Source organism: Actinomadura sp. 3N508, from assembly GCF_044326375.1.
In the GTDB taxonomy this organism is placed as follows: domain Bacteria; phylum Actinomycetota; class Actinomycetes; order Streptosporangiales; family Streptosporangiaceae; genus Spirillospora.
This window is the reverse complement of sequence record NZ_JBIRAX010000004.1, coordinates 708,150-731,624: the sequence shown is the minus strand read 5'-3', so window position 1 is coordinate 731,624 and position 23,475 is coordinate 708,150. Positions and strand designations below refer to the sequence as shown.

The window sequence follows — 23,475 nt, the reverse complement described above, 5'->3', positions numbered from 1 at the left end:
GGGCGTTCGGTGGTTTTGGCGAAGGGGAAACACCCGGTCCCATCCCGAACCCGGAAGTTAAGCCCTTCAGCGCCGATGGTACTGCATGGGAGACTGTGTGGGAGAGTAGGACACCGCCGGACATTTCTTACAGGGAGGCCCCGCCGACAACGGCGGGGCCTCCTTCGTTTGTGACCTGGCTTCCGAGGCTCGGGAGGGTCGGCGTACGAGAACCACTCCGCCGCGTCCAAGCAGGGGGAGTTCGGTCGGCAGCGGCCATTTACTTATCGGCAGGGCTTGACCACCGCCTAAGAGTGGGCGAGCCTTTTGATCGTCCAAGGCTTTGCGGCGTTGAGAGCCGATTGCCCGCTTATCTCTGTGCGACGAGGACTGCGATGACCTTCGCGATCGAACCCATTGATCCTGCCGACTTGCCCGAGTCCTCGCCGGCCTACACGCACGGAACGCTTGTGCGCGGTGGGCACCGGACCTTGTTCATCAGTGGCCAGCCGCCCTGGACCACCAAGGGCGACGTTCCCGCTGACTTCGGTGCGCAATGCCGCCTTGCTTGGGACAACGTGAAGACGGTCCTCGCCGATGCCGATATGACTGTCGACAACCTGGCCAAGGTCACCGTTTACCTGTCCGACCGGCGGTACCGCGAGCTCAACTCCCGGATCCGGCATGAGGTGCTCGGCGAGCATCGTCCTGCGATCACCATCATCATCACCGGCATCTACGATGAGGGCTGGCTCTTGGAGATCGAGGCCATCGCCATCGCGCCCGACCTTGAGGACGGCACGCGCTAACCATTGTGAGGGTCGTCGTCCTGGTGTCTCGTCATTTAGGAGCCTCAGTGGCTCCGGCGACCATGTGAGGCGAGGCCGTCCTGGGTGACGTCGTTTCTAAAGACTGATCACCTTGCGGGCGAGTCCGAGAGTTCAGTGATGCGGCTGGGAGTAGGTGCTTGTCTCCAGGCCAGGCCGTGAGTGAACGCGGCGTCGTTTAACACGTTACGAGTCGCCTGATCAGGGCGTTTCGGGTCTCTCTGGTGCTTCTGCGGCTGTGGGCTCGGGTTTCGGGTCCAGGGTTTGGAGGAGGGTGTCCAGAGCGGGGAGGTCGTCCTCGCTGAAGACCTGGATGCCTTCGCGTTCTAGGAGGGCTGTTGTGACGCCGTCCCCGGGGCTCGATGTGCCTGTGAAGGTGCCGTCGTAGATTCGGTGGCTGCCGCAGGACGGGCTGCCCTCCTTGAGCAGGGCGAAGCGGGCGCCGGTGCGGCGGGCCGTGGCGAGGGCCTGGTGGGCGCCGTGGAGGAATTGGGCGGTGACGTCCTCGCCCGTGTCCGTGCGGACCTGGGCGGTGCCGTCGAGGACGGCGTGACCGTCGCCGCCGACGATCTCGGCCGGTGGGCGCGGGACGGCCAGGCCGCCTGATACCTCGGGGCAGAACGGGACGAGGCGGCCCTCGGCGCGCCAGCGTTCGAAGAGGTCGTCGCCCACCGGTTTGGCGGCGCCGTCGTAGCGGACGGGCCGTCCCACAAGGCAGGAGCTGACCAGGATGCGTTCCACGTCCTCCAGCCTATGCGCGGGCGTGGGCGCGGCATTCGGCGCTCGGAGCCGCGGCGGACGCCCGACATTCAACCTGCGCCATCCCAGGCCGGGCTATTTGCGGATGCGGCTCACGGCGATCTGTGCCACGCGGACGGCGGCGCCGGGGTTGAGGCGGGCGCCGCGCCAGGCGAGGCGGCCGTGCGCGGGGGCGACGATCAGTGCCTGGTTCTTGGCGATGCCGCGCATGATGTCGCGGGCCAGCTTCTCGGCCGTGTAGAGGCGCGGGGACGCCTTGGCGATGTCGCCGGTGGCGTCGCCGCTCATCGGCGTCTCTGGCAGGTCCGGGTTGACGTTGTAGAGCAGTGGTGTGTCGACGAAGCTCGGGCAGACGACGCTGACCTTGACGCCGCGTCCGGCGGCCTCTGCGCGCAGGCCGAGGGACAGGCCGACGACCGCGTGCTTGGTCGCGGTGTAGGGGATGCCGATCGGCATCGGGACGAGCCCGGCGAGCGACGCGGTGTTGACGATGTGGCCGCGGCCCTGCTCCAGCATGATCGGGTAGGCGGCGTGGACGCCGTGCACGACGCCCTTGAGGTTGATGTCGATCGCGCGGTTCCAGTGGTCGAGGGTGAGTTCCTCGGCGAGGCCGCCGATGGCGATGCCGGCGTTGTTGAACACCAGGTCGAGCCGACCGTGGTCGGCGCGGATGTCCTTGTAGAGGCCGGTTACCGCGTCGGGGTCGGTGACGTCGAGCGGGGCGGACGTCGCCTTGCCCTTGCCGAGGGTGTTCAGCTTCTCGGCGACGTGGGCGGCGCCGTCGGCGTTGATGTCGGTCACCACGACGGTGTCGCCGCGCGTCACCAGGGACGTGGCGATCGCGCGGCCGATGCCGGACGCGCCTCCGGTCACGATCGCGATGCTCATGGGGGGCTCCGCTCGATGTCGGACGCCGCAAACCGCAGGCACGCAGGGACGTGGCAACGGCCCGGTTGCGGGCCACGGTTTGCGGCGGCTGAATGGATTCTTGGGCAGGGGTGGGGCGGCGGGTTAGGAGGTCGCCGGCTCTATCTGGAAGTCGCGTGGGTTGAGCTTGCGGGTTCGCAGCCAGAAGCTGACCGTGGACGCCGGCCACGCCGCGCGGTTGACGCCGTTCCGGTCCAGGTACCAGCTGTCGCAGCCGCCGGCCACCCACACGGCGCCTTCCGACTTGCGCTGCACCCAGGTGTTGAACCTGTCCTGGACGGACGGCCGGACGGAGATCCGCGCCCCGCCCGCCCCGTCCAGCATCGCCAGGCATTGCAGGACGTACCGCACCTGCGCCTCGATGATGAAGATCATCGAGTTGTGGCCGAGGCCGGAGTTCGGGCCGAGCAGCAGGAACAGGTTCGGGAAGCCCGCGACCGTGACGCCGAGATGCGCCTCGATGCCGTCCCGCCACGCGTCCTGGATCTTCAGGCCGTGGCGGCCGACGATGCGGGCGTCATCGAACGCGTCCGTGACGTGGAAGCCGGTGCCGAAGATGATCGCGTCGACCGCGTGCTCGCGTCCGTCCCGGGTGATGATCGAATGCGCCCGGACCTCGGCGATGGCCTCGGTGGTCAGCTCCACGTCCGGCCGCATCAGCGCCGGGTAGTAGTCGCTGGACACGAGCGTCCGCTTGCAGCCCATCGTGTAGTCGGGCGTGAGCTTGCGGCGCAGGGTGCGGTCGGGGACCTGGCGCGTCAGGTGCAGGCGGGCGAGTGTGCCGGCCGCCTTCAGCAGTTTCGGGTTCTTGAACCCTAGGACGAAGCTCTCCTGCATCAGGTAGACGCCGTTGCGGTACCCGCGCTGGACGAGCGGGACGCGGCGGAACAGCGTCCGCTCCAGCCCGGTGACGCGGCGGTCGGGCTTCGGGATGATCCATGGCGGCGTCCGCTGGAACACCGTGAGATGCGCGGTCCGCTTCGCGATCTGCGGGACGAACTGGATCGCGGACGCGCCCGTCCCGATCACCGCGACGCGCTTGCCCGTCAGGTCGTAGGAGTGGTCCCACTCGGCGGAGTGGAACGTCGTCCCCTCGAACGAGGCCAGGCCGGGCAGGTCGGGGATGCTCGGCCGGTGCAGCGGGCCCATGCCCGAGACCAGCGCCCGCCCCCGGACGACGTCGCCGCCCGCCGTGAACACCTGCCAGGTGTCGGTGGCGTCGTCGTACTCCGTCCCGGTCACTTCCGTGTTGAACAGGATGTGCTGCGCCAGGTCGTACTTGTCGACGATGTCCTTGATGTACTGGAGCAGCTCCCGCTGCTGCGGGAACATCCGCGACCAGCCGGTGTTGGGCTCGAAGGAGTAGGAGTACAGCAGCGACATGATGTCGCACGCGCAGCCGGGATAGGTGTTCTCCCGCCACGTCCCGCCGACGTCGTCCGCCTTCTCCAGGATGACGAAGTCGTGGATACCGGACTTCTTCAGCCCGATCGCCATGCCGAGGCCGGAGAAGCCCGTCCCGATGACGACGACCTTGTACGGGCCGCCCGGCCCGGCCGCGGGCGTCACCACGGCTGGCCTCTCCTCAGGGGCGGCTGGCGCGGGCGGGGCAGCCGGGGCGGGCGAAGCTGCCGGGGCGGTCATCGTCACCCGGCCTCGACGGCGCGGCGCTGCTTCGGCTCGTCCCAGATTCCGAACGCCCGCCACACCTGCTTGCCGACCGGGCTGACCACGCCGAGCTCGGCCATCAGGTCGCGGATCTTGCCGACCGAGTTGGAGATCTCCGCCATCGACGCCTCGCTCTTGTACGCCTGCCGGACGACGTCCTTCGGGATGCCGAAGTGCCGGACCATCGGCCCGGGCGGCGACAGCATGATCCGTGCCATCACGCCGAGGACGACCGGCGTCGCGACGCCGAGGATCCGGCGGCGCAGCGGGTTCATGTTCGGCACCCGGTGCTTGAGGTAGTGCCGGGCGAACGAGATGTGCCGGGCCTCCTCCGCGATGTGGATCTTCATGATGGTCTCTTCGAGCGGGTGCTTGATGTGCCCGCCCTTGAGCGACTTGCGCTGGACGTAGTCGATCGGGTCCTCGCCGCCGAGCACGAAGATGAAGAACATCTCGGTGCTGACCAGCGGGATCCACGGCGCGGCCTGCGCGATGAAGCTGAGCGAGCGCGGCATGCCGCGGATCGGCATCTTCGTCCGGTTCACGAACTCCTGGAACATCATCCCGTGGTGACATTCCTCGGTCGTCTCGTGGTAGACGTACCGGAATTCGGGGCGGCCGTTCGGCAGCCGGTAGGCGTAGTTCAGCAGTCCGCGCTTCAGCAGGTTCTCGAACTGCAGGCCGATCTTCATCGCGGTCGCGACGCGCCAGAGCCCGATCTGCGCCTGGATCTCCGGCGGCTGCGCCTGGTACCAGGCCGTCTGGCCGAGCCGGTCGAACGGCGGCAGCACCCAGCGAGGGTCGTTCTTGTCGACGGTGAACTCGGGGTCGTCCCACGGGATGTCGGCGTAGGCCTCCCAGTGCTTGTCCACCGACGCCTTGTTCAGGCGGTCGATGACGCCGAGATAGGACTTCTTGTCCTTGACCTGCTCGCGGACTTCTTCGGCGAGTTCGGTGGGGGCTTTCGGCATGTCGGGCGCTCCCTCGGGGGTGGTGCGGTCGGCCGCGGCCGACGGGGTGTTCAGGAGGTTCGGTCGAGGTGTTCGAGGCTTTCGGGGTGCTCGGACGGCGGGGCCGGGGGCGGGGCCGGGGGCGTTCCGGGGCCCGGGACGATCAGCCGTGCGACGTCCTTGACCTGGCGCAGCACGGCGGCCTGGTGGCCGTCGGCGTCGTCGTCCAGCGCGTTCTGTATGGACAGTCCGACGAACATCGCGAACACGCCGCGCAGCATCGTCGGGACGAAGTCGGGGGGCAGCGTGTTCTCCGGGAACAGCCGCTCGAACACCTCCAGGATGACCTGGAGGATCCGCTCGTTCAGGTCGCGGCACAGCGGGCGCAGTTCGTCGTCGGTGCGGGCGGCGACGGCCAGTTCCGTGAGGGCCTTGGCCGGACGTCCGCGGAACACCTCCCACAGCAGGTCGAGCGCGCCGGAGACGTCGCGCCGCTCGGGCGGCAGCGCCGCGAACGCGGTCTCGTACGCCAGCCGCTGCGCCTCCAGCAGATGCTCCAGCGCCGCCGCGACCAGCACCATCTTGGTGGGGTAGTGGTGCTGCTGCGCCCCGCGCGACACGCCCGCGCGGCGGGCCACCTCCGTGGTGGAGGTCCCGGACCAGCCGAGGTCCACCAGGCATTCCATGGTGGCCTCCAGGAGCCTGGCCTGCGTGTGCGACCGGCGTTCTTCCTGCGTCCGGCGGCGGGACGGGACGTGCCGGTGGCGTCGGCGGCTGCTTACTGTCACGCCTCCGACCGTACGAGCCGACATACAAGCAAGCAAGCCTGCATGTATGTTGTGCGCATCACAATTGGACATTGTGTCTTATTGATCTTTCCTGGTGTCGTACCGCAGCGGACGTAGCCGGGGGCGGCCGGGTGCTTCGCCGGGAGCAGGCGTGGTGCCTCTCCTCACCCGACGACGGGCGGCGGACCGCGACGCCACGATCCTCGGCATGGAAAACGCAGCAGAAGCAAGGCGATCGATCCAGGATCCGACGGGTGCGGCGCCCGGGAACGGCGGCGCCCGGACGGTTCATCTCACGAAGGTGTACGGGACCGGCGACATGGCGGTGCGCGCGCTCGACGACGTCAGCGTGGTGCTCCCGGAGCGGCGGTTCACCGCGATCATGGGGCCGTCCGGTGCCGGGAAGTCCACGCTGATGCACTGCGTGGCGGGGCTGGAGGAGGCGACGTCCGGCAAGGTCTACGTCGGCGACCAGGAGCTCGGCGCGCTGTCGGACCGGCGGCTGACCAGGCTCCGGCGCGAGCGCATCGGGTTCGTGTTCCAGGCGTTCAACCTGCTCCCGACGCTGACCGCCCGCGACAACATCCTCCTGCCGATGACGCTCGCGGGCACGAGCCCCGATCAGGAATGGCTGGACACGGTCGTGCGCGTCCTGAAGCTGGGGGACCGGCTGTCGCACCGTCCGTCCGAGATGTCGGGCGGGCAGCAGCAGCGGGTGGCGCTGGCGCGCGCCCTGGTCACCCGCCCGCAGATCGTGTTCGCGGACGAGCCCACCGGCAACCTCGACTCCCGCACCGGCGGCGAGGTGCTGACGCTCCTCCGCAACGCGGTGGACGACCTGGGCCAGACCGTCGCGATGGTCACCCACGACCCGGTCGCCGCGGGGTACGCCGACTGGGTGGTGTTCCTCGCCGACGGCCGCGTCGTCGACGTCATGGACGCGCCCACGCCCGACCGGGTGCTGGACCGCATGCGCGGGCTGGGGGACCACCGATGATCGGCCTCGTCTTCAAGGAACTGTGGGGACGCAAGCGCCGGATGGCCGGCTCCCTGGTTGCCGTCTTCCTCGGCGTCTCGTTCCTGACGGGAACGCTCGTGCTCGGCGACACCCTCGCCGGAAGCATCGACGGGTACTACTCGCAGTCGTTCGGCAAGACCGACGTCAGCGTCCGCAACTCGACCAGTGTCAGCGACGAGCCGTGGGGGTCCCGCGGCCAGATCGACGCGTCCGCGCTCGACAAGGTCCGCCAGGTGAACGGCGTCGCGAACGCCGAACCCGTCATCCAGGGGTCGGGGCAGCTGCTCGGCAAGGACGGCGCGATCGTCGAGTCGCGCGGGCCGCGGACCGCCGGGAACTGGCTGGCCGACCCGAAGCTGAACCCGTACCGGCTCGCCGAGGGCCGGGCGCCGCGCGCGCCGGACGAGGTCGTCATCAACAAGATGTTCGCCACCGAGGGCAACCTGAAGGTCGGCGACCGGACGGCCGTCCTCACACCGGAGAAGGTCCCGGTGACGGTCGTCGGGATCAGCATGTTCGGCGATGAGGAGGCGTTCGGAGAGACGTCGTTCACGGCGTTCAGCCTGGAGGGCGCGCGCCGGCACGTGGCGAAGTCGCCCGACCGGATCAGCGGCGTCTACGTCCGCGCGGAAGACGGCGTCAGCCAGAACGAACTGGCGTCCCGGATCAAGCCCGTCCTGCCCGCCGGGACGGAGGCCATCACGAACAAGGCGCAGGTCGAGGAGGGCATGTCGAAGGTCGAGTCCGGGTTCCTGCAGATCTTCCGGACCGTCCTCGCCGCGTTCGGCGGGGTGGCGCTGCTCGTCGCCGCGTTCAGCATCCACAACACGTTCGCCATCACGATGGCGCAGCGGACCCGGGAGTCGGCGCTGCTGCGCGCGCTCGGCGCGGGCCGCCGCCAGGTCATGACGATCGTCGGGTTCGAGGCGCTGGTCATCGGCGCCGCCGCGACCGCCGCCGGGCTCGCCGGCGGGATGGGGTTCGCGGCGCTGCTCCGGTGGCTGTTCACCCAGTTCCGCATCGGGATCGCGATGGAGGGCCTGACGGTCTCCGCCACCTCGCTCCTGATCGCGGTGCCGGTCGGGCTGCTGGTGACGCTGGTCGCCGCGCTCGGCCCGGCGGCGAAGGCGTCCCGGGTGGCGCCGCTGGCCGCGCTGCGCGAGGTCGCCGCCGAGTCGGCCCGCCCGACCGACACGCGCGTGATCGTCGGCGGCGTGCTCGCGGCCGTCGCCGCCGGGACCGTCGTGTTCGGCGCGGTCACCGAGCAGATGGCGATGGCGGGCGCGGGCGCGATCCTGTGCGTCGTGGCGATGGTCGCGCTCGGGCCGGTCGCGGCGCGTCCGGTCGCCGCGCTGATCGGCGGGCCCGCGGCGCGGACGCGCGGCGTGCCCGGGGCGCTGGCCCGCGACAACGCCGCCCGCAGCCCGAAGCGCACCGCCGGGGCCGCGACCGCGCTGATGATCGGCGTCGGCGTCGTCACGCTGATGACGGTGTTCATCGGGTCGCTCGGCGCGTCGCTGGAGAACAGCGTCGCCGGGTCGTTCAAGGGCCCGCTCGTCGTGAACGCCGGGAACAACGAGACCGGCGGGTTCGGGACGGGCCTCGTCCGGGACGCGGCGAAGCTGCCGCAGGTCGAGCGCGTCGCGGGCGCCGGAACCGGCAGCATGCGGGTGGACGGCGACGCCTCCACCGTGAGCGTCGCCGACCCCGCGGCCCTCGGGCGCGTCCTCGACCTGGACGTCACGCAGGGCGCCATGTCGGACGCGGGCACGCTCGCGGTCTCCAAGAGCGTCGCCGACGACAAGGGCTGGAAGCCCGGCTCGCAGATCCCGGTCACGTTCGCGGACGGCGCGTCGCAGCGGCTGGCCGTGGGTGCCGTCTACGAGAACACCGACCTGACCGGAGACTACGTCGTCCCTCGGACAGTGTGGGACGCGCACACCCGGCAGCCGCTCGACACGCGGGCGTTCGTCGTCCTCAAGCCGGGCGCGTCCGTCGCGGAGGCGGAGCAGGCGCTCACCGCGCTCGCCAAGCCGTACGGGGCGCCGGAGGTCCAGACGCGCGACGCCTTCGTGTCCGCGCAGACCGAGGAGCAGCAGGGATTCATCACCGTCGTCTACGGGATGCTGATCCTCGCGATCGTGATCGCGCTGCTCGGCATCGCGAACACGCTGTCGCTGGCGGTCCACGAGCGGACCCGGGAGCTCGGGCTGCTGCGCGCGGTCGGCGCGACGCGCCCGCAGATCAGGTCGATGGTCCGCTGGGAGTCGGTGATCGTCGCGCTGTTCGGCACCGGCGGCGGGATCGGGCTCGGCGTGTTCCTCGGCTGGGGGCTCGGCAGCGCGCTCGGCAACCCGTTCGCGCCGCCCGTCCTCACGCTGGTGATCGTCGCGCTGGTCGGCGCGGTGGCGGGGGCGCTCGCCGCGATCCGCCCGGCCCGGCGCGCGGCACGGCTGGCGATCCTGTCCGCGATCTCCGCCCCGTGACGGCGACTCAGCGTGACGGCGGCCTTCCGTGACGGCGGCGTCCCGTCCCCCTGCCAGGGCCGAACCTTGGCGGATGGACGGGACGCCGCCGGGCGGCCGTGGCTATGGTGAGTCCATGCAGGTCAACCAGTCGGGCAAGCTGACCAACGTCTGTTACGACATCCGCGGGCCGGTGCTCAAGCGCGCGAAGCAGCTGGAGGCCGAGGGCAACAACATCCTCAAGCTGCACATCGGCAACCCGGCCCCCTTCGGGTTCGAGGCCCCGCCTGAGCTGCTTCAGGACATGGTCCGCAATCTGCCGGACGCGCACGGATACAGCGACTCCAAGGGCATCCTGCCCGCCCGCCGCGCCATCGTGCAGCGCCTGGAGGACGACGGCGTCACCGGCGTCGACGTCGAGGACGTCTACCTCGGCAACGGCGTCTCCGAGCTGATCGTCATGACGCTGCAGGCGCTGCTCAACGACGGCGACGAGGTGCTCATCCCCGCGCCCGACTACCCGCTGTGGACGGCCGCGGTGTCGCTGTGCGGCGGGACGCCCGTCCACTACCTGTGCGACGAGTCCGCCGACTGGGCGCCCGGCCTGGACGACATCGAGGCCAGGATCACCGACCGGACCCGGGCGCTGGTGCTGATCAACCCGAACAACCCGACCGGCGCCGTCTACCCGCGCGAGGTCCTCACCGGCATCGTCGAGCTCGCCCGCCGGCACAACCTGATCATCTTCGCGGACGAGATCTACGACCGGATCCTGTACGACGACGCCGAGCACATCCCCATCGCGTCACTGGCGCCCGACCTGCTGTGCCTGACCTTCGGCGGGCTGTCCAAGAACTACCGCGTCGCCGGGTTCCGCGCCGGGTGGGTCGTGCTGACCGGGCCCAAGGAGCACGCCGACTCCTACATCGAGGGCCTGGACATCCTCGCCAACATGAGGCTCTGCCCCAACGTCCCCGGCCAGCACGCCATCCAGGCGGCGCTCGGCGGCTACCAGAGCATCGACGAGCTCGTCCTGCCGACGGGACGGCTCGGCGAGCAGCGCGACCGCGCCTGGAAGCTGCTGAACGACCTGCCGGGCGTGTCGTGCGTCCGTCCCATGGGGGCGCTGTACGTCTTCCCGCGCCTGGACCCCGAGATGTATCCGATCGAGGACGACATGCGCTTCGCCCTCGACCTGCTCGAACAGCAGAAACTCCTCGTCGTCCAGGGGACCGGGTTCAACTGGCCGCAGACCGACCACTTCCGCGTCGTCACACTCCAGTACGCCGACGACCTGGAAGACGCGGTGGGCCGCATAGGCGAGTTCCTCAGCACCTACCGCCGCTGACCCGCGCGTTCGGCGTTTCAGGACTGGCTTGCGGCGGCGGCGTCGAGACGGCGGAGCGCGCCGCGGACGACGTCCGGGTCGGTGGTGGCCCAGAACGGCGGAAGCGTGTTCTTCAGGAAGCCGCCGTAGCGGGCCGTGGCGAGGCGCGGGTCGAGGACGGCGACGACGCCCCGGTCGTCCATCGAGCGCAGCAGCCGCCCGGCGCCCTGCGCGAGCAGCAGCGCGGCGTGCGTCGCGGCGACCGCCATGAACCCGTTGCCGCCGCGCGCCGCGACCGCCCGCGACCGCGCCGACGAGACCGGGTCGTCCGGACGCGGGAACGGGATGCGGTCCATGATCACGAGCTGCAGGGACGGGCCGGGCACGTCCACGCCCTGCCAGAGCGACAGGGTGCCGAACAGGCAGGTCCGCTCGTCCTCGGCGAACTGCTTGACCAGCAGGGACGTCGAGTCGTCGCCCTGGCACAGCAGCGGATGGGACAGGTGGTCCTTCAGCTCGTCGGTGGCCTGCCGGGCCGCCCGCATGGACGAGAACAGCCCGAGGGTACGGCCGCCCGCCGACTCGATCAGCTCGGTGATCTCCGTCAGGTAGGCGTCGGCGAGACCGTCCCGTCCGGGCTGCGGCAGATGCCGGGCGACGTACAGGATGCCCGCCTTCGGATGGTCGAACGGCGACCCAACGTCGAGCCCCGACCAGACGACCTCCGTCTCTTCGCGCTTCTGCGTCGCGGTCTGGGCGAGGCCCTCGGCCGCCGTTTTCGCGTCCTTCGAGGCGCCGTCATTGAGCGGGGGCAGGCCCCATTGGCGGGCGAGCGGCTCGAACGATCCGCCGAGCGTCAGCGTCGCCGACGTGAGGATCGCGGTGCGCTGCTCGAACAGCGTCGTCCGCAGCAGCCCGCCGACGCCGATCGGCGCGACGTGCAGGGCCGGTGGACGCCTCGGCCGCCCGTCCTGGACGAACGGCTTCTCCAGCCACACCACGTCGAACCGCTCGGCGATCTCCGGCTGGAACGCCTCCAGCACCCGCGCGGCCGCGTCATGCAGCTCGTCCAGCGACGACCGCGCCGCCTTCCGCGCCGCCATGTCGCCGGGCTCGGCGTCCTTCCTCTCCGGCCCGAGCGCCGTGATGCAGGCGTGCGCGGCGTCCCTGACGACCGCGAGCGTGTTCCCCAGGGCCGGTGGCAGGACGTCCATACGTCCAGCTTGCAGATCCTCCAGCAGCAGGCCGAGACCTTCCGCCGCCTCCTTCAACCGGTCGGCGGTGGCCTCCTCGATGAGCCGCCCGCACCGGCGCGCCGCCGTCTCGACCGCCGCCGCGCTGAGATCGCCCGTCGCGACGGACGTGACCCGGTCGACCAGCTCGTGCGCCTCGTCCACGATCACCACGTCGTGCTCGGGCAGGACCTGGAACTCCTCCAGCGCGTCGATCGCCAGCAGCGCGTGGTTGGTGACCACGATGTGCGCCTCGCCGGCCTCCGCCCTGGCCAGCTCGGAGAAGCACTGGGTGCCGTGCGGGCAGCGCTGCGCGCCCAGGCACTCCCTCGCGGTGACCGCGACCTGCCGCCACGCCTGCTCGCTGACCCCCGGCACCAGCTCGTCGCGGTCGCCGGTCTTGGTCTCCTCGGCCCACTCGTTCAGCCGCTTCACCTGCCGTCCAAGGTTGGACAGCTGCTGCGGGTCGAACAGGCTCGGCCCTTCGTCCTCCTCCGGAACGCCCGTCTGCACCCGATGCAGGCACAGGTAGTTGCGGCGCCCTTTCAGGATCGCGAACCTCAGCTCAGTGCCGAGCAGCGGGCCCAGGGCCTCCGCAAGCCGCGGAAGGTCACGGTCGACGAGCTGGCGCTGCAGCGCGATCGTCGCCGTGGAGACGACCACCGTCGTCTCCTTCTCCACCGCGTGCCGGATCGCGGGAACGAGATAGGCCAGCGACTTGCCGGTGCCGGTCCCGGCCTGCGCGGCGACGTGCTCGCCGGACTCGATCGCCTTCTCGACCGCCTGCGCCATCGTCACCTGGCCCGGACGCTCGGCTCCTCCGATGGAGGTCACGGCCGCGGCGAGCAGCGTCGCCATGTCGGGAATGCGGGTATCGCTGGCGTTCAGCAGATCAGGGGCGGGCACGCCGCCCAACGCTACCGCCCGCCGCGGACACTCGCGTCCCGGGCCGGGTTATCCACAATTTCGGGCGCGGCATCGCCGTGGCCGGTCGGCTGCGAGGGTCGATGGCATGACAGCCCTGGTGATCCGCTCCGCACAAGACGCCATCGCAGCCGTCCCGTACCTGCTCGGATTCCACCCGTCCCGCAGCCTCGTCGTGATCGGCTTCGAGAGCGCGGCCAGCGGCACATGCGCGATCCGGCTCGATTTACCGTCGCTGGAGGCCGCGGAACGAGTGGCGGCACTCCTCGCCGGCAACGGTTTCCGCCGCTCCCTGCTGCTCGGCTACGGCCCGGACGACGAGGTCCGCGAATCCGCCGCCGCCATGCGCGCCGCCCTCGACTCCTCGGGCGTCCCGGTCGCCGAGGCCGTCCGCGTCGCCGACGGGCGCTGGTGGTCGCTCACCTGTACTGAGAACTGCTGCCCGGCCGAAGGCGTTCCCTACGACAGCTCCGCCAGCGTCGTCGCCGCGCAGGCGACGTTCGACGGTCAGGTGGTCCTCGCCGACCGCGCCGAACTCGTCCGGTCCGTCCAGCCGCTGGACGGTCCCGTCCGTGCCGCGATGCGCGAGGCCACCGAACGCGCCGAGACGCGCCTTCTCTCACGCCCCGACGACCCGGAAGAGCCGGAAGAGAGCGTCGCCTTCATCCACGCCCTTCTCGCCCGCACCGGCGCCCCGCCGACCGACGACGAGGTGGCCTGGCTCGGCGTCCTCCTCACCGACCTGCGCTTCCGCGACGAGGCCTGGATCCACATCGACGAGGACGCCCCGGCGGCCGACATCGCCTTCTGGCGCGACATCGTCCGCCGCGTGGGGGAGCCTTACGTCCCCGCCCCGGCGTCCCTCCTGGCCTTCGCCGCCTACTCCGCAGGCGACGGCGGCCTGGCCAACGTCGCCATCGAACGAGCCCTGGACGCCGACCCCGCCTACTCCATGGCCGTGATCCTCCGCGAGGTGATCAACGCAGGTATCCCGCCGTCGAAACTCCGCCTGCGCATGACCCCAGACCAACTGGCCACCGCCTACTACAACCAGCAAAGAAGAGCAGGCTGAACTCTCTCATCCCAACCGACCGCACGGGTGTCCTGAGCGCGTGGCGGCGGGGCGTCAGGGTGCGTGTTGCCGGGAGGTGCGGGTTATGGGGCCACGGCTTCGCCGGGGGTTCCGGGGTCTATGCGGCGGTCGGGGTTGCGCTCGTTCCAGGCGCGCATCCGGGGCGGGTAGCCGACGATCTGGACGTCGTAGACCGGGAGGCCGAGGTCGCGGGCCACCTTGCCGATGACCTTGGGGGAGCCGACGCGGCGGCGGGTCCACTCGCCGTCGTGGGCCACGGCGACGGCGGTGGTGTCGGTGGCGAAGGTCTCCGGCTCGACGAAGAACTCGACGCCGCGGCGGGAGCGGGCGAACGCGATCAGCGCCTCGATGTCGGCGTCGGTCGCCTCGCGGTCGAATCTCGTCACCGTTTGTCCGCGGTTCTTGCGGATCCCGAATCGGTCCCGGAACCTCATTGCACTGCCCCGTCGTCTGGTGGCCGTCCCGGAACCGCTCCGGGCCGGTTGTGATGTACGACGATAACGATGCTTCGGCGTCCACGGGTTCCCGACACAGCGGCGGGTTTCCGACACGGCGGCGTCGTCCCCGGTGGGAAGGGGGGCGAGCCCTAGACTGGCGGCTCCGGGGATTGTCAACGGGGGTGTTGATGGACGGGCCGAACCTGGTCCGGCGAGGGGCGGCCGCCGTTCTCGCGATCGCGGTCTGCGGAGGGCTCAGCACCCTGGGGCCGTCCGCCGGGCGGGTCCAGTTCGCCGTGGCGCAGCGGTCTTCGCCGCCCGAACCGGCGCGGGCGCCCGAGCCGCCGCCTCCCGACTGCACCCGTGCGAAATGCGTCGCGCTGACGTTCGACGACGGCCCGGCGGCGAGTACCGGCGAACTGCTGGACATCCTCGCCGCCCGCCGGGTGAAGGCGACGTTCTTCCTGATCGGGAAGAACGTCGCCGAGTACCCGGAGCTCGTCCGGCGCGAGCATGCGGCCGGGCACGAGATCGCCGACCACAGCTACTCGCACGCGAACCTCGGGAGGGCGTCCAAGAAGAAGATCCGCTCAGAGCTGACCAGGACGCAGGACGCGATCCGGCGGGCGTCGGGGGTCACGCCGACGATGCTGCGCCCGCCGTACGGGTCGACGTCCAGGCGGCTGGCCGAGGTCACGCGGGAGATGGGCCTGGCGCAGGTCCTGTGGACCGTCGACCCGCAGGACTGGGACAGCCGCGACACCGAGGACGTGGAGCGCCAGGTGCTGGCGGCGGCGAAGCCGGGCTACATCGTGCTGATGCACGACATCCACCGGACGACCGTGCGGGCCGTCCCGAAGATCATCGACCGGCTGGCGGCACAGGGATACGAGTTCGTGACCGTGTCGGAGTTGTTCGGCGGGCGGCTCACGCCTGGGAAGGAGTACGTCCAGCGGAATTCAGGGGAGCCTCAGGGTCTTCCCTGATATCCGGGCGCCGCGGCGCCGCCGACCATGAAAGGTATGGACAGCACTTACGCGGTGGGGGATCTGAGGGTCTCGGACGCCGAACGCGAGCCGGTCATCGAGCGCCTTCAGGACGCGTACGCGGAGGGCAGGCTCGACCACGACGAATTCGATATGCGCGTGCACCTGGCGATGACCGCCAAGACTCGGAACGACCTGGGCGCGGTGACCCGCGATCTGGTTCCCGCGTCCCGGCAGGCGCCGCTCCAGCCAAAGTATGGAGAGGCGCCCACGGGTGAGGACCGCATGCTCGCGGCCGCCGCGCATGCTCTCGGGGCCCCGACGCTGTTCGTCGCGCCGCTGGTGTTGATGCTGGTGAGCGGCAAGCGGTCCGCGTACGTCCGGGAGCACGCGGCGCAGGCCCTGAACTTCCAGCTCACGCTGCTGCTGCTCACGATCGTCACGTTCGGGGTCGGTGGCGTGGTGTACGCGGTGGCGTGGATCGTGTCGGCCGTCGCGGCAGTCTACGCGCTCACCGGCCGGCCGTTCCGCTACCCGTGGACCCTGCGCTTCGTACGGTAGCCGCGGCGCGCCGCACAGGTGTTCATGGTTTGTCGGTATGGGGCTTCGGGGAAAGGTTGACGTGGCCGCGCTGTTGCGGTTCTGTCGCCTCCAGGAGATGAAACGACGCCCATGTATGCGCCTGTGGCTTTATTCCCCTTCCATCCTGTGACGCCCGTAACGTCCGAGTCATATGGACCGTGCATGGGATGATCGATTAACTGTGTCCGGGAGGGGTAGATGACGGAGCTTGCGATCAAGGGTGGCCACGAGCGGGCGGTGGAGGCGCTCAGGAGGTCCTACGAGGCGATCCCGGTCGGTACGCCGGTGCGGCTGGCGAAGCGGACCTCCAACCTGTTCCGCTGGCGCGACCCCTCGGCCGCGCCCGGCCTGGACGTGTCCGGGTTCGACCAGGTCCTGAGCGTCGACGCGGAAGCGCGGACCGCCCAGGTCCAGGGCATGACCACCTACGAGGACCTCGTCGACGCGACGCTCCCGTACGGGCTGATGCCGACGGTCGTCCCGCAGCTGAAGACGATCACTCTGGGCGGGGCGGTGACCGGGCTCGGCATCGAGTCGACGTCGTTCCGCGACGGGCTCCCGCACGAGGCCGTCCTGGAGATGGAGGTCCTCACCGGCGACGGGCAGATCGTCACCGCGACGAAGGACAACGAGCACTCCGACCTGTTCTACGGCTTCCCCAACTCCTACGGGACGCTCGGCTACACGCTGCGCCTGAAGATCGAGCTCAGGCCCGTCAGCCCGTACGTCCGGCTGCGGCACCTGCGGTTCGACGACGCGGCCGAACTGTCCCGCGTGATGGCCGAGATCACCGAGACGGGAACGTTCGAAGACGAGTCCGTCGACTTCATGGACGGCACCGTCTTCGGCCCCACCGAGCAGTACGTCACGCTCGGGTTCTTCGCCGGCTCGGCGCCGTACACCTCCGACTACACCGGCCAGAAGATCTACTACAAGTCGATCCGCGAGCGGTCGGTCGACTTCCTGACCGTCCGCGACTACCTGTGGCGCTGGGACACCGACTGGTTCTGGTGCTCGGGCGCGTTCGGCGTCCAGAACCCGGCCGTCCGGCGGCTGTGGCCCGACAGGTACAAGCGCTCCGACGTGTACCGCAAGCTCGTCGCCTACGACCGGCGGTACCACTTCGTCGCGCGGGCGGAGCGGTGGCGGGGGCTCCGGCCGCGCGAGGACGTCATCCAGGACATCGAGGTGCCGGTCGAGCGGCTGCCCGAGTTCCTGGAGTTCTTCCATGAGAAGGTCGGCATGGCCCCCGTCTGGGTGTGCCCGCTCCGCGCGAAGGAACGGTGGCCGCTGTACCCGCTCGACGAGGGCAGGACGTATGTGAACGTCGGCTTCTGGGGGACGGTCCGGCTCCCGCCGGGGCAGATCCCCGAGTACCACAACCGGCTCATCGAGCGTAGGGTCGCGGCCCTTGACGGCCACAAGTCCCTCTACTCGACTGCTTTTTACAGCAGGGACGATTTCTGGCGGTACTACGACGGGGAGACCTACCGGCGGCTCAAGGGGACCTACGACCCCCGCGGACGGCTGCTGGACCTCTACGACAAGTGCGTGCGCGGGCGCTGACCAGGCGTCCGCTTCGGGGGAGAGCCCCGGCGGGGACGGCGGGGTTCGCCGCCCTGACCGGGGCGGAGAGACAGGAGGGATCACCATGACGCTGGCCAGGGTCTTCGAGCGACTCGCCGGGGCTGAGGCGCCAGTGGAGTTCACGGCGTACGACGGCTCGCGGGCCGGGGTGCCGGGCGCGGACATCCAGGTCGACGTCCGCTCGCCGTACGCGGTGTCGTACCTGCTGCACTCGCCGGGCGCGCTGGGGCTCGCCCGCGCCTACGTCACCGGCATGCTCGACATCAACGGCGACATGATCGCGGCGCTGACGACGATGCAGCAGGTGATGGGCGAGGTGACGGCGCGCGACAAGGCGCGGATCGCCGGCGCGGTCGTGCGCGACCCGCTGCTGCGCGGCGCGATCACGCGCCGGCTGGACCCGCCGCCGCAGGAGGCGCCGTTCAGCCGGATCCCCGCGTGGCTGCGGCATTCCAAGAGGCGTGACGCGAGGGCCATCTCGCACCACTACGACGTGTCCAACACGTTCTACGAATGGGTGCTCGGCCCATCCATGGCCTACACGTGCGCGTGCTACCCCCGAGAGGACGCGACGCTGGAAGAGGCCCAGTTCAACAAGCACGACCTCGTCGCGAAGAAGATCGCGCTGAAGCCGGGCATGCGGCTGCTGGACGTCGGCTGCGGCTGGGGTGGCATGGTGATGCACGCCGCGAAGGAGTACGGCGTCAAGGCGCTCGGCGTCACGCTGTCGAAGCAGCAGGCCGAGTGGGCGCAGAAGGCCATCGCCGACCGTGGCCTGTCCGACCTGGCCGAGGTCCGCCACCTGGACTACCGGGACGTGACCGAGACCGGTTTCGACGCGATCAGCTCCATCGGCCTCACGGAGCACATCGGCAAGAAGAACCTGCCGTCCTACTTCTCGTTCCTGTACGGGAAGCTGCGCAAGGGCGGGCGGATGCTCAACCACACCATCACCCGCCCGGACAACCTCACGCCGCCGCGCAAGGAGAACGGGTTCATCAACCGGTACGTGTTCCCGGACGGCGAGCTGGAGGGCCCCGGCTACATCCAGATGCAGATGAACGACGCCGGTTTCGAGATCCGCCACCAGGAGAACCTGCGCGAGCACTACGCCCGTACGCTGACCGGCTGGTGCGACAACCTCGAAGACCACTGGGACGAGGCAGTCGCCGAGGTCGGCGAGGGCACCGCCCGCGTGTGGCGCGTCTACATGGCGGGCTGCGTGCTCGGCTTCAACCAGAACTGGATCCAGCTCCACCAGACCCTAGGCGTGAAGCTGGGAGACCACGGCACCTCCCACATGCCCCTACGTCCCGACTGGGGCTCGTAAGGAAACCCACGGCAGAGGGTCTGTAAGGGCGCGCCTGGGGTGATGAGGGCGCGCCCCACTGGGGCCTCGCGCGTCGCGTCGGTGCTTGTGGGGGCGCACCGCGCTTGAGCTCCCGATCGGGTTCGTGCCGGCGCGCCGCCGAGCCGTCAGGGCAGCCAGGCGAGGATGCGGTCGTTCACGTCGGCGGGACGGTCGAGCTGAAGGAAATGCCCGCCCCCCGGCACCAGCGCGGCGCTGGAGCCGGTGGGGAGGGCCGCCAGGACGCCGCCGAGATCGCCGCCGGGCGCGACCGCGTCCGCGCCCACGCAACCGTCCTCGGAACCGTGCAGGTAGAGGACGGGAACCCAGCCTGGGTCCGAGATGGCCTGCTGCTCCGCCGCGTAGCGGTCGGAGTGCCGCGACGTGTCGAACATCGCCCGGTAGTAGCCGAGCGCGGCGGTCACGTTCTCCGGCGTGGCCAGGCACTCCATTGCGCGGTCGACGTTATCCACATGTTCGCCTTCGCCGGACGGGGACCAGTCGCGCCAGAGACCCTCGATGAAGGCACGTCCCAGGACCGCCTCGGCGAGAGGAGTCTGGAACACGAACATGTAGAACGAGCGCTTGAGCTGCTCGTACTCGAAGAACGCACCGGCCATCACGGAAAGGGGAGGGACGGACATCGCGACGGCCTTGCGCCACCGTCCGGGGGCGATGCTCGCTGCGCCGTAGGCGGCGAACGCACCCCAGTCGTGCCCGATGACGACGGCGTCGGGGCCGCCGCCGAGGGCCTCGTGCAGGGCGACGGCGTCGGCCGCGAGCGCGCCGGTCTGGTAGGCGCCGTCCCCCGGAATGGACGTCGGCGCATATCCGCGCATGAACGGCGCCACGGCGCGGTACCCGGCGCCGGCCAGCTCCGGCATGAGGTGCCGCCAGGTGTACGCCGAGTCGGGGAAGCCGTGCAGGAGCAGCACCAACGGCCCCTCGGCCGGGCCTGCCGTGAGGTACCCGAACTCCAGCCCGTTCGCCCTGACCGACCCGGCCGTGACGTCGCCCATGTCGCCTCCTAGAACCGCCCGGTACGCTACCCCGCCACCCCCGGACACCACGACAACAGAGACCCCCCCAACGACGCCGCGGGCTCCTGCCCGCAACAAGCGCGGACCCGTCCGCGCGTTGCCCGGTCCGTTCCCCCGAATGCGGGCGGGGCCTGGGCCCGTGTTGGTCGGGGCTCCGCTCCGTGACGGGCACGCGGACCTGTCTCCGCGAGGGGAGCCCGGGTCCCGTCCGCGCGTTGCACGGTCGATTGCCCCGAACGCGGGCGGGGCCTGGGCCCGTGTTGGTCGGGGCTCTGTTCCGTGACGGGCACGCGGACCTGTCTCCGCGAGGGGAGCCCGAGTCCCGTCCGCGCGACGGCGCGTGGCCTCCGTCGTTGCTTGGTCCGGGCCGTGTCCTCGTCACGGGTGCGCGGTCTCGCCATGCGTCGCGCCGGGGCGTGTCCCCGCGGCGGTGGGCGGGGTGCGTCTCCGCGTTGCCCTGGACCTGTAGGTGCGCCCGGGCCCGGCCCCGCGGCGGCGTGGGCTGGGGGTGTGGTGGGAGGGAATGTGAGGTGGGTCACGCGAGTTGGCGTGGTGCGCGGGGTGCTTTGCTTTTGAGAGGCTGCCCGTAACCGAGCCGAAATCGGAAGTGACGAGGTGGTGGGCAGGTGCTCAGGGTCAACGACATCGACCTGACCGACTGGGAGTTCTGGCGGCGTCCGCACGAGCACCGGCGCGAGGCGTTCAAGACCCTGCGCCGGCAGCCCGAGTTAGTGCGGTTCGAGGAACCCGACGTCGTCTTCGTGCCGCAGGGTCCCGGCTACTACGCCGTGACCCGGTACGCCGACCTCGTCGAGGCGTCCCGGCGGCCGGAGGACTTCTGCTCCGGCAAGGGCGCCACCAGCATCTGGGACATGCCCGGCGACCTGCACGAGTACTTCGGCTCGATGATCAGCATGGACGATCCCCGGCACGCCAAGATCAGGCGGATCGTGTCCCGGGCGTTCTCCCCGCGCATGATCCAGCGGTTCGAGGACCAGGTCGAGGCCGTCGCCGCCCAGATCGTCGAGAACGTGACGGCCGGCGGCGGCACCGGTGACTTCGTCGCCGACATCGCCGCCCGGCTGCCGCTGAAGATCATCTGCGACATGATGGGCATCGCCGAGGAGCACTACGGGACGGTCTTCGACGCCACCAACGTCGTCCTCGCTGGCAACGACACCGAGTACCTCCCGTCCGAGGACCCGGAAGAGATCGCGATGGCGCTGCTCCACGCGGGCGAGACCCTCAAGAACCTGGTCGAGGAGCTCGGACGGCAGCGCCGCAAGGACCCGGCCGACGATCTGGTCTCGGCGCTCGTCAACGCCAACATCGACGGCGAGTCGCTGACCGACCAGGAGCTCGGCTCGTTCTTCATCCTGCTGGTCGTCGCCGGCAACGAGACCACCCGCAACGCGATCGCGCACGCCCTCGACCTGTTCACCCGCGACCCCGCACAGCGGGCCCTGCTCACCGAAGACTTCGAGGCCGGCATCCCCGGCGCGGTCGAGGAGATCGTCCGGTACGTCTCGCCCGTCATCTGGATGCGGCGCACCGCCACCCGCGACACCATGCTCAACGAGCACGAGATCAAGGAGGGCGACAAGCTGCTCCTGTACTACTGGTCGGCCAACCGCGACGAGTCCGTGTTCACCGAGCCCGAGAAGTTCGACATCCTCCGCGACCCGAACCCGCACGTCGGGTTCGGCGGACCCGGGCCGCATTTCTGCCTCGGCGCGCACCTGGCCAGGCGTGAGATCACGGTGCTGTTCCGCGAGCTGCTGCGCCGGGCTCCCGGCATCCGCGCGTCCGGCGAGCCCGACTACCTGGAGTCGCACTTCATCAACGGCATCAAGCACTTGCCCTACACGCTCTGACCGGTCGGCGGGGCCGGGCGGCGGCGGCGCCGCCCGGCCAGGCGGAGGCGGGTCAGCGCAGCTCGCGCTTGAGGATCTTGCCGGTGGCGGTCATCGGCAGCTCGTCCCGGAACTCCACGATCCGCGGGTACTTGTAGGCGGCGAACTGCTCCTTGCCCCACTCGACCAGCTCGTCCTCGGTGACGGCGGCGTCCGGCTTCCGGATCACGTACGCCTTGATCTCCTCACCGTGCGACGGGTGCTGGACGCCCACCACCGCCGCGAGCGACACGTCCGGGTGCGTCATCAGGATCTCTTCGATCTCCCGCGGGTACACGTTGTACCCACCGCGGATGATCATGTCCTTGGAGCGGTCGATGATGTAGTAGTAGCCCTCGTCGTCGCGGCGGGCCACATCGCCGGTGCGGAACCAGCCGTCCTGGATCGCGGCCTCGGTCGCGTCCGGGCGGCCGTAGTAGCCCTTCATGATGTTGTGCCCGCGGATGGCGATCTCCCCGGGCCCCTCGCCCTCGATCTCCTTCCACTCGTCGTCGATCAGCTTCATCTCCACGCCCCACACGGGCAGGCCGATCGAGCCGGGCTTGGTCGGACGGTCCGGCCGGTTGAACGAGGCCACCGGCGACGTCTCCGACAGGCCGTACCCCTCCAGGATGTCCACGTCGAACTTCTGCTTGATCCCCTTGAGGACCTCCATGGGCAGCGCCGAGCCGCCCGACACCGCGACCCGCAGGTTCTCCCGGATCGTCGCGATGTCCTCCTCGGAGGTGTCGTCGGTCAGCAGCCCCCAGTACATCGTCGGGACGCCCGCGAAGATGTTCACCTTCTCCTTGACCATCAGCTCGACGGCCTGCTTGGCGTCGAACCTGGCCTGCATGACGAGCGTCGCGCGGCGGTAGAGCCCGACGTTCATCACGCACGTCTGCCCGAAGATGTGGAACAGCGGCAGCGTCACGAGGGACGTGTCGTGCAGTGTCCGGTAGAACAGCGTGTCGTCCACCATGGCGTTCGCCAGCAGGTTGCTGTGCGTGAGCTCGGCGCCCTTCGGCCGGCCGGTGGTCCCGCTGGTGTAGATGATGACGGCGGTGTCGTTCGGCTCGGTCTGCTCGGTCTCGAACGTGTTCGGCTGCCCGGCGAGCGCCGCCCAGAAGAGTTCCGCCCCCTCGATGGGCGACTCCGTCGCCGCCAGGCTCGCCGGCAGCAGGAAGAGGTGCTCGCAGTTCGGCGCCTGCTCGAACCCGGCGTGCCCCATCTGGCCGAGCGGCAGCTCCGGCGTCCCCTCGAAGCAGAACAGCGCCTTCGCGTCGGAGTCGTCCAGGTGGTAGGCGATCTCGCGCGGCTTGAGCAGGACGTTCAGCGGGACGACCACCGCGCCGGCCTTGAGCGCCCCGAAGTACACCATCGGGAAGTACGGGAGGTTCGGGCAGGACAGGGCCACCTTGTCGCCCGGCCGGATGCCGCACGACCGCAGCAGGTTCGCGACCTGGTTCGCGACCGAGTCGATGAACGAGTAGGAGAGCCGGATGTCGCCGAACACGACCGCGTCGCGATCGGGCGTCTCCCTGGCGGCGTCCTCCAGCAGCACGGACAGGTTGAGCATGGCACTCCTCGCGCGGAATGGTGACCGGCCGGTTAGTTACCGGTGAGTGTACAAACCGTTTCGCACA

Annotated in this window: 19 protein-coding genes and 1 rRNA gene; 11 read left to right on the top strand and 9 right to left on the bottom strand. The window is 70.1% G+C overall.

What is annotated here, in order from left to right:
- The first annotated feature begins 5 nt into the window (after window positions 1–5).
- Both rrf and ACH34S_RS18860 read left to right on the top strand, forming a co-directional pair.
- Window positions 6–122 (top strand): 5S ribosomal RNA (gene rrf, locus ACH34S_RS18865).
- Between the two features lie 252 nt (window positions 123–374).
- Window positions 375–788 (top strand): RidA family protein, encoded by a 414-nt coding sequence (locus tag ACH34S_RS18860; protein WP_395953964.1) that lies wholly within the window; start codon window positions 375–377, stop codon window positions 786–788.
- A gap of 219 nt (window positions 789–1,007) precedes the next feature.
- On the opposite strand, the gene ACH34S_RS18855 is transcribed toward ACH34S_RS18860, so the two are convergent.
- The 5 genes from ACH34S_RS18855 to ACH34S_RS18835 form a co-directional block, all read right to left on the bottom strand.
- Complete coding sequence (locus tag ACH34S_RS18855; protein ID WP_395953963.1) at window positions 1,008–1,547, bottom strand: DUF523 domain-containing protein; 540 nt, start codon at window positions 1,545–1,547, stop codon at window positions 1,008–1,010.
- A gap of 93 nt (window positions 1,548–1,640) precedes the next feature.
- Window positions 1,641–2,453 (bottom strand): SDR family NAD(P)-dependent oxidoreductase, encoded by an 813-nt coding sequence (locus ACH34S_RS18850; protein WP_395953962.1) that lies wholly within the window; start codon window positions 2,451–2,453, stop codon window positions 1,641–1,643.
- A 123-nt stretch (window positions 2,454–2,576) separates the two neighbouring features.
- Window positions 2,577–4,064, bottom strand: coding sequence for a flavin-containing monooxygenase (locus tag ACH34S_RS18845; RefSeq protein WP_395953961.1), 1,488 nt, complete (start codon window positions 4,062–4,064; stop codon window positions 2,577–2,579).
- A 74-nt stretch (window positions 4,065–4,138) separates the two neighbouring features.
- Complete coding sequence (locus ACH34S_RS18840) at window positions 4,139–5,131, bottom strand: diiron oxygenase (protein WP_395953960.1); 993 nt, start codon at window positions 5,129–5,131, stop codon at window positions 4,139–4,141.
- Between the two features lie 50 nt (window positions 5,132–5,181).
- The gene (locus ACH34S_RS18835; RefSeq protein WP_395953959.1) at window positions 5,182–5,898 is read right to left on the bottom strand and encodes a TetR/AcrR family transcriptional regulator; all 717 of its coding nucleotides are present in this window, start codon (window positions 5,896–5,898) and stop codon (window positions 5,182–5,184) included.
- 208 nt (window positions 5,899–6,106) lie between these two features.
- Between ACH34S_RS18835 and ACH34S_RS18830 the strand changes: the two genes are divergently transcribed.
- From ACH34S_RS18830 to ACH34S_RS18820, 3 genes are all read left to right on the top strand, one after another.
- Window positions 6,107–6,895: an ABC transporter ATP-binding protein gene (locus ACH34S_RS18830; RefSeq protein WP_395953958.1), complete on the top strand. Its 789-nt coding sequence runs from the start codon at window positions 6,107–6,109 to the stop codon at window positions 6,893–6,895.
- On the top strand, window positions 6,892–9,402 hold the full coding sequence (locus ACH34S_RS18825) for an ABC transporter permease (RefSeq protein ID WP_395953957.1): 2,511 nt from the start codon (window positions 6,892–6,894) through the stop codon (window positions 9,400–9,402). Before ACH34S_RS18830 ends, ACH34S_RS18825 begins: the two co-directional genes overlap by 4 nt.
- Before the next feature lie 115 nt (window positions 9,403–9,517).
- Window positions 9,518–10,729, top strand: a complete 1,212-nt coding sequence (locus ACH34S_RS18820; RefSeq protein ID WP_395953956.1) for a pyridoxal phosphate-dependent aminotransferase — start codon at window positions 9,518–9,520, stop codon at window positions 10,727–10,729.
- 17 nt (window positions 10,730–10,746) lie between these two features.
- On the opposite strand, the gene ACH34S_RS18815 is transcribed toward ACH34S_RS18820, so the two are convergent.
- On the bottom strand, window positions 10,747–12,798 hold the full coding sequence (locus ACH34S_RS18815; RefSeq protein ID WP_395953983.1) for an ATP-dependent DNA helicase: 2,052 nt from the start codon (window positions 12,796–12,798) through the stop codon (window positions 10,747–10,749).
- Window positions 12,799–12,952: 154 nt separating this feature from the next.
- Here ACH34S_RS18815 and ACH34S_RS18810 point away from each other — a divergent pair, with 154 nt between their 5' ends.
- Window positions 12,953–13,936, top strand: a complete 984-nt coding sequence (locus tag ACH34S_RS18810; RefSeq protein ID WP_395953955.1) for a DUF4192 domain-containing protein — start codon at window positions 12,953–12,955, stop codon at window positions 13,934–13,936.
- Window positions 13,937–14,019: 83 nt separating this feature from the next.
- On the opposite strand, the gene ACH34S_RS18805 is transcribed toward ACH34S_RS18810, so the two are convergent.
- Window positions 14,020–14,391: a hypothetical protein gene (locus ACH34S_RS18805; RefSeq protein WP_395953954.1), complete on the bottom strand. Its 372-nt coding sequence runs from the start codon at window positions 14,389–14,391 to the stop codon at window positions 14,020–14,022.
- Window positions 14,392–14,582: 191 nt separating this feature from the next.
- Between ACH34S_RS18805 and ACH34S_RS18800 the strand changes: the two genes are divergently transcribed.
- From ACH34S_RS18800 to ACH34S_RS18785, 4 genes are all read left to right on the top strand, one after another.
- The gene (locus ACH34S_RS18800) at window positions 14,583–15,380 is read left to right on the top strand and encodes a polysaccharide deacetylase family protein (RefSeq protein ID WP_395953953.1); all 798 of its coding nucleotides are present in this window, start codon (window positions 14,583–14,585) and stop codon (window positions 15,378–15,380) included.
- A gap of 36 nt (window positions 15,381–15,416) precedes the next feature.
- On the top strand, window positions 15,417–15,941 hold the full coding sequence (locus ACH34S_RS18795; RefSeq protein WP_395953952.1) for a DUF1707 and DUF4870 domain-containing protein: 525 nt from the start codon (window positions 15,417–15,419) through the stop codon (window positions 15,939–15,941).
- Between the two features lie 219 nt (window positions 15,942–16,160).
- Window positions 16,161–17,528: an FAD-binding oxidoreductase gene (locus ACH34S_RS18790; protein ID WP_395953951.1), complete on the top strand. Its 1,368-nt coding sequence runs from the start codon at window positions 16,161–16,163 to the stop codon at window positions 17,526–17,528.
- An 85-nt stretch (window positions 17,529–17,613) separates the two neighbouring features.
- Window positions 17,614–18,879, top strand: coding sequence for a class I SAM-dependent methyltransferase (locus tag ACH34S_RS18785; protein WP_395953950.1), 1,266 nt, complete (start codon window positions 17,614–17,616; stop codon window positions 18,877–18,879).
- A 146-nt stretch (window positions 18,880–19,025) separates the two neighbouring features.
- Here ACH34S_RS18785 and ACH34S_RS18780 read toward each other — a convergent pair whose 3' ends face one another.
- Window positions 19,026–19,916 (bottom strand): alpha/beta fold hydrolase, encoded by an 891-nt coding sequence (locus ACH34S_RS18780; protein WP_395953949.1) that lies wholly within the window; start codon window positions 19,914–19,916, stop codon window positions 19,026–19,028.
- 647 nt (window positions 19,917–20,563) lie between these two features.
- Here ACH34S_RS18780 and ACH34S_RS18775 point away from each other — a divergent pair.
- Window positions 20,564–21,811, top strand: coding sequence for a cytochrome P450 (locus tag ACH34S_RS18775; RefSeq protein ID WP_395953948.1), 1,248 nt, complete (start codon window positions 20,564–20,566; stop codon window positions 21,809–21,811).
- A gap of 52 nt (window positions 21,812–21,863) precedes the next feature.
- Here ACH34S_RS18775 and ACH34S_RS18770 read toward each other — a convergent pair whose 3' ends face one another.
- Window positions 21,864–23,408, bottom strand: a complete 1,545-nt coding sequence (locus ACH34S_RS18770) for a long-chain fatty acid--CoA ligase (RefSeq protein ID WP_395953947.1) — start codon at window positions 23,406–23,408, stop codon at window positions 21,864–21,866.
- Window positions 23,409–23,475 lie beyond the last annotated feature (67 nt).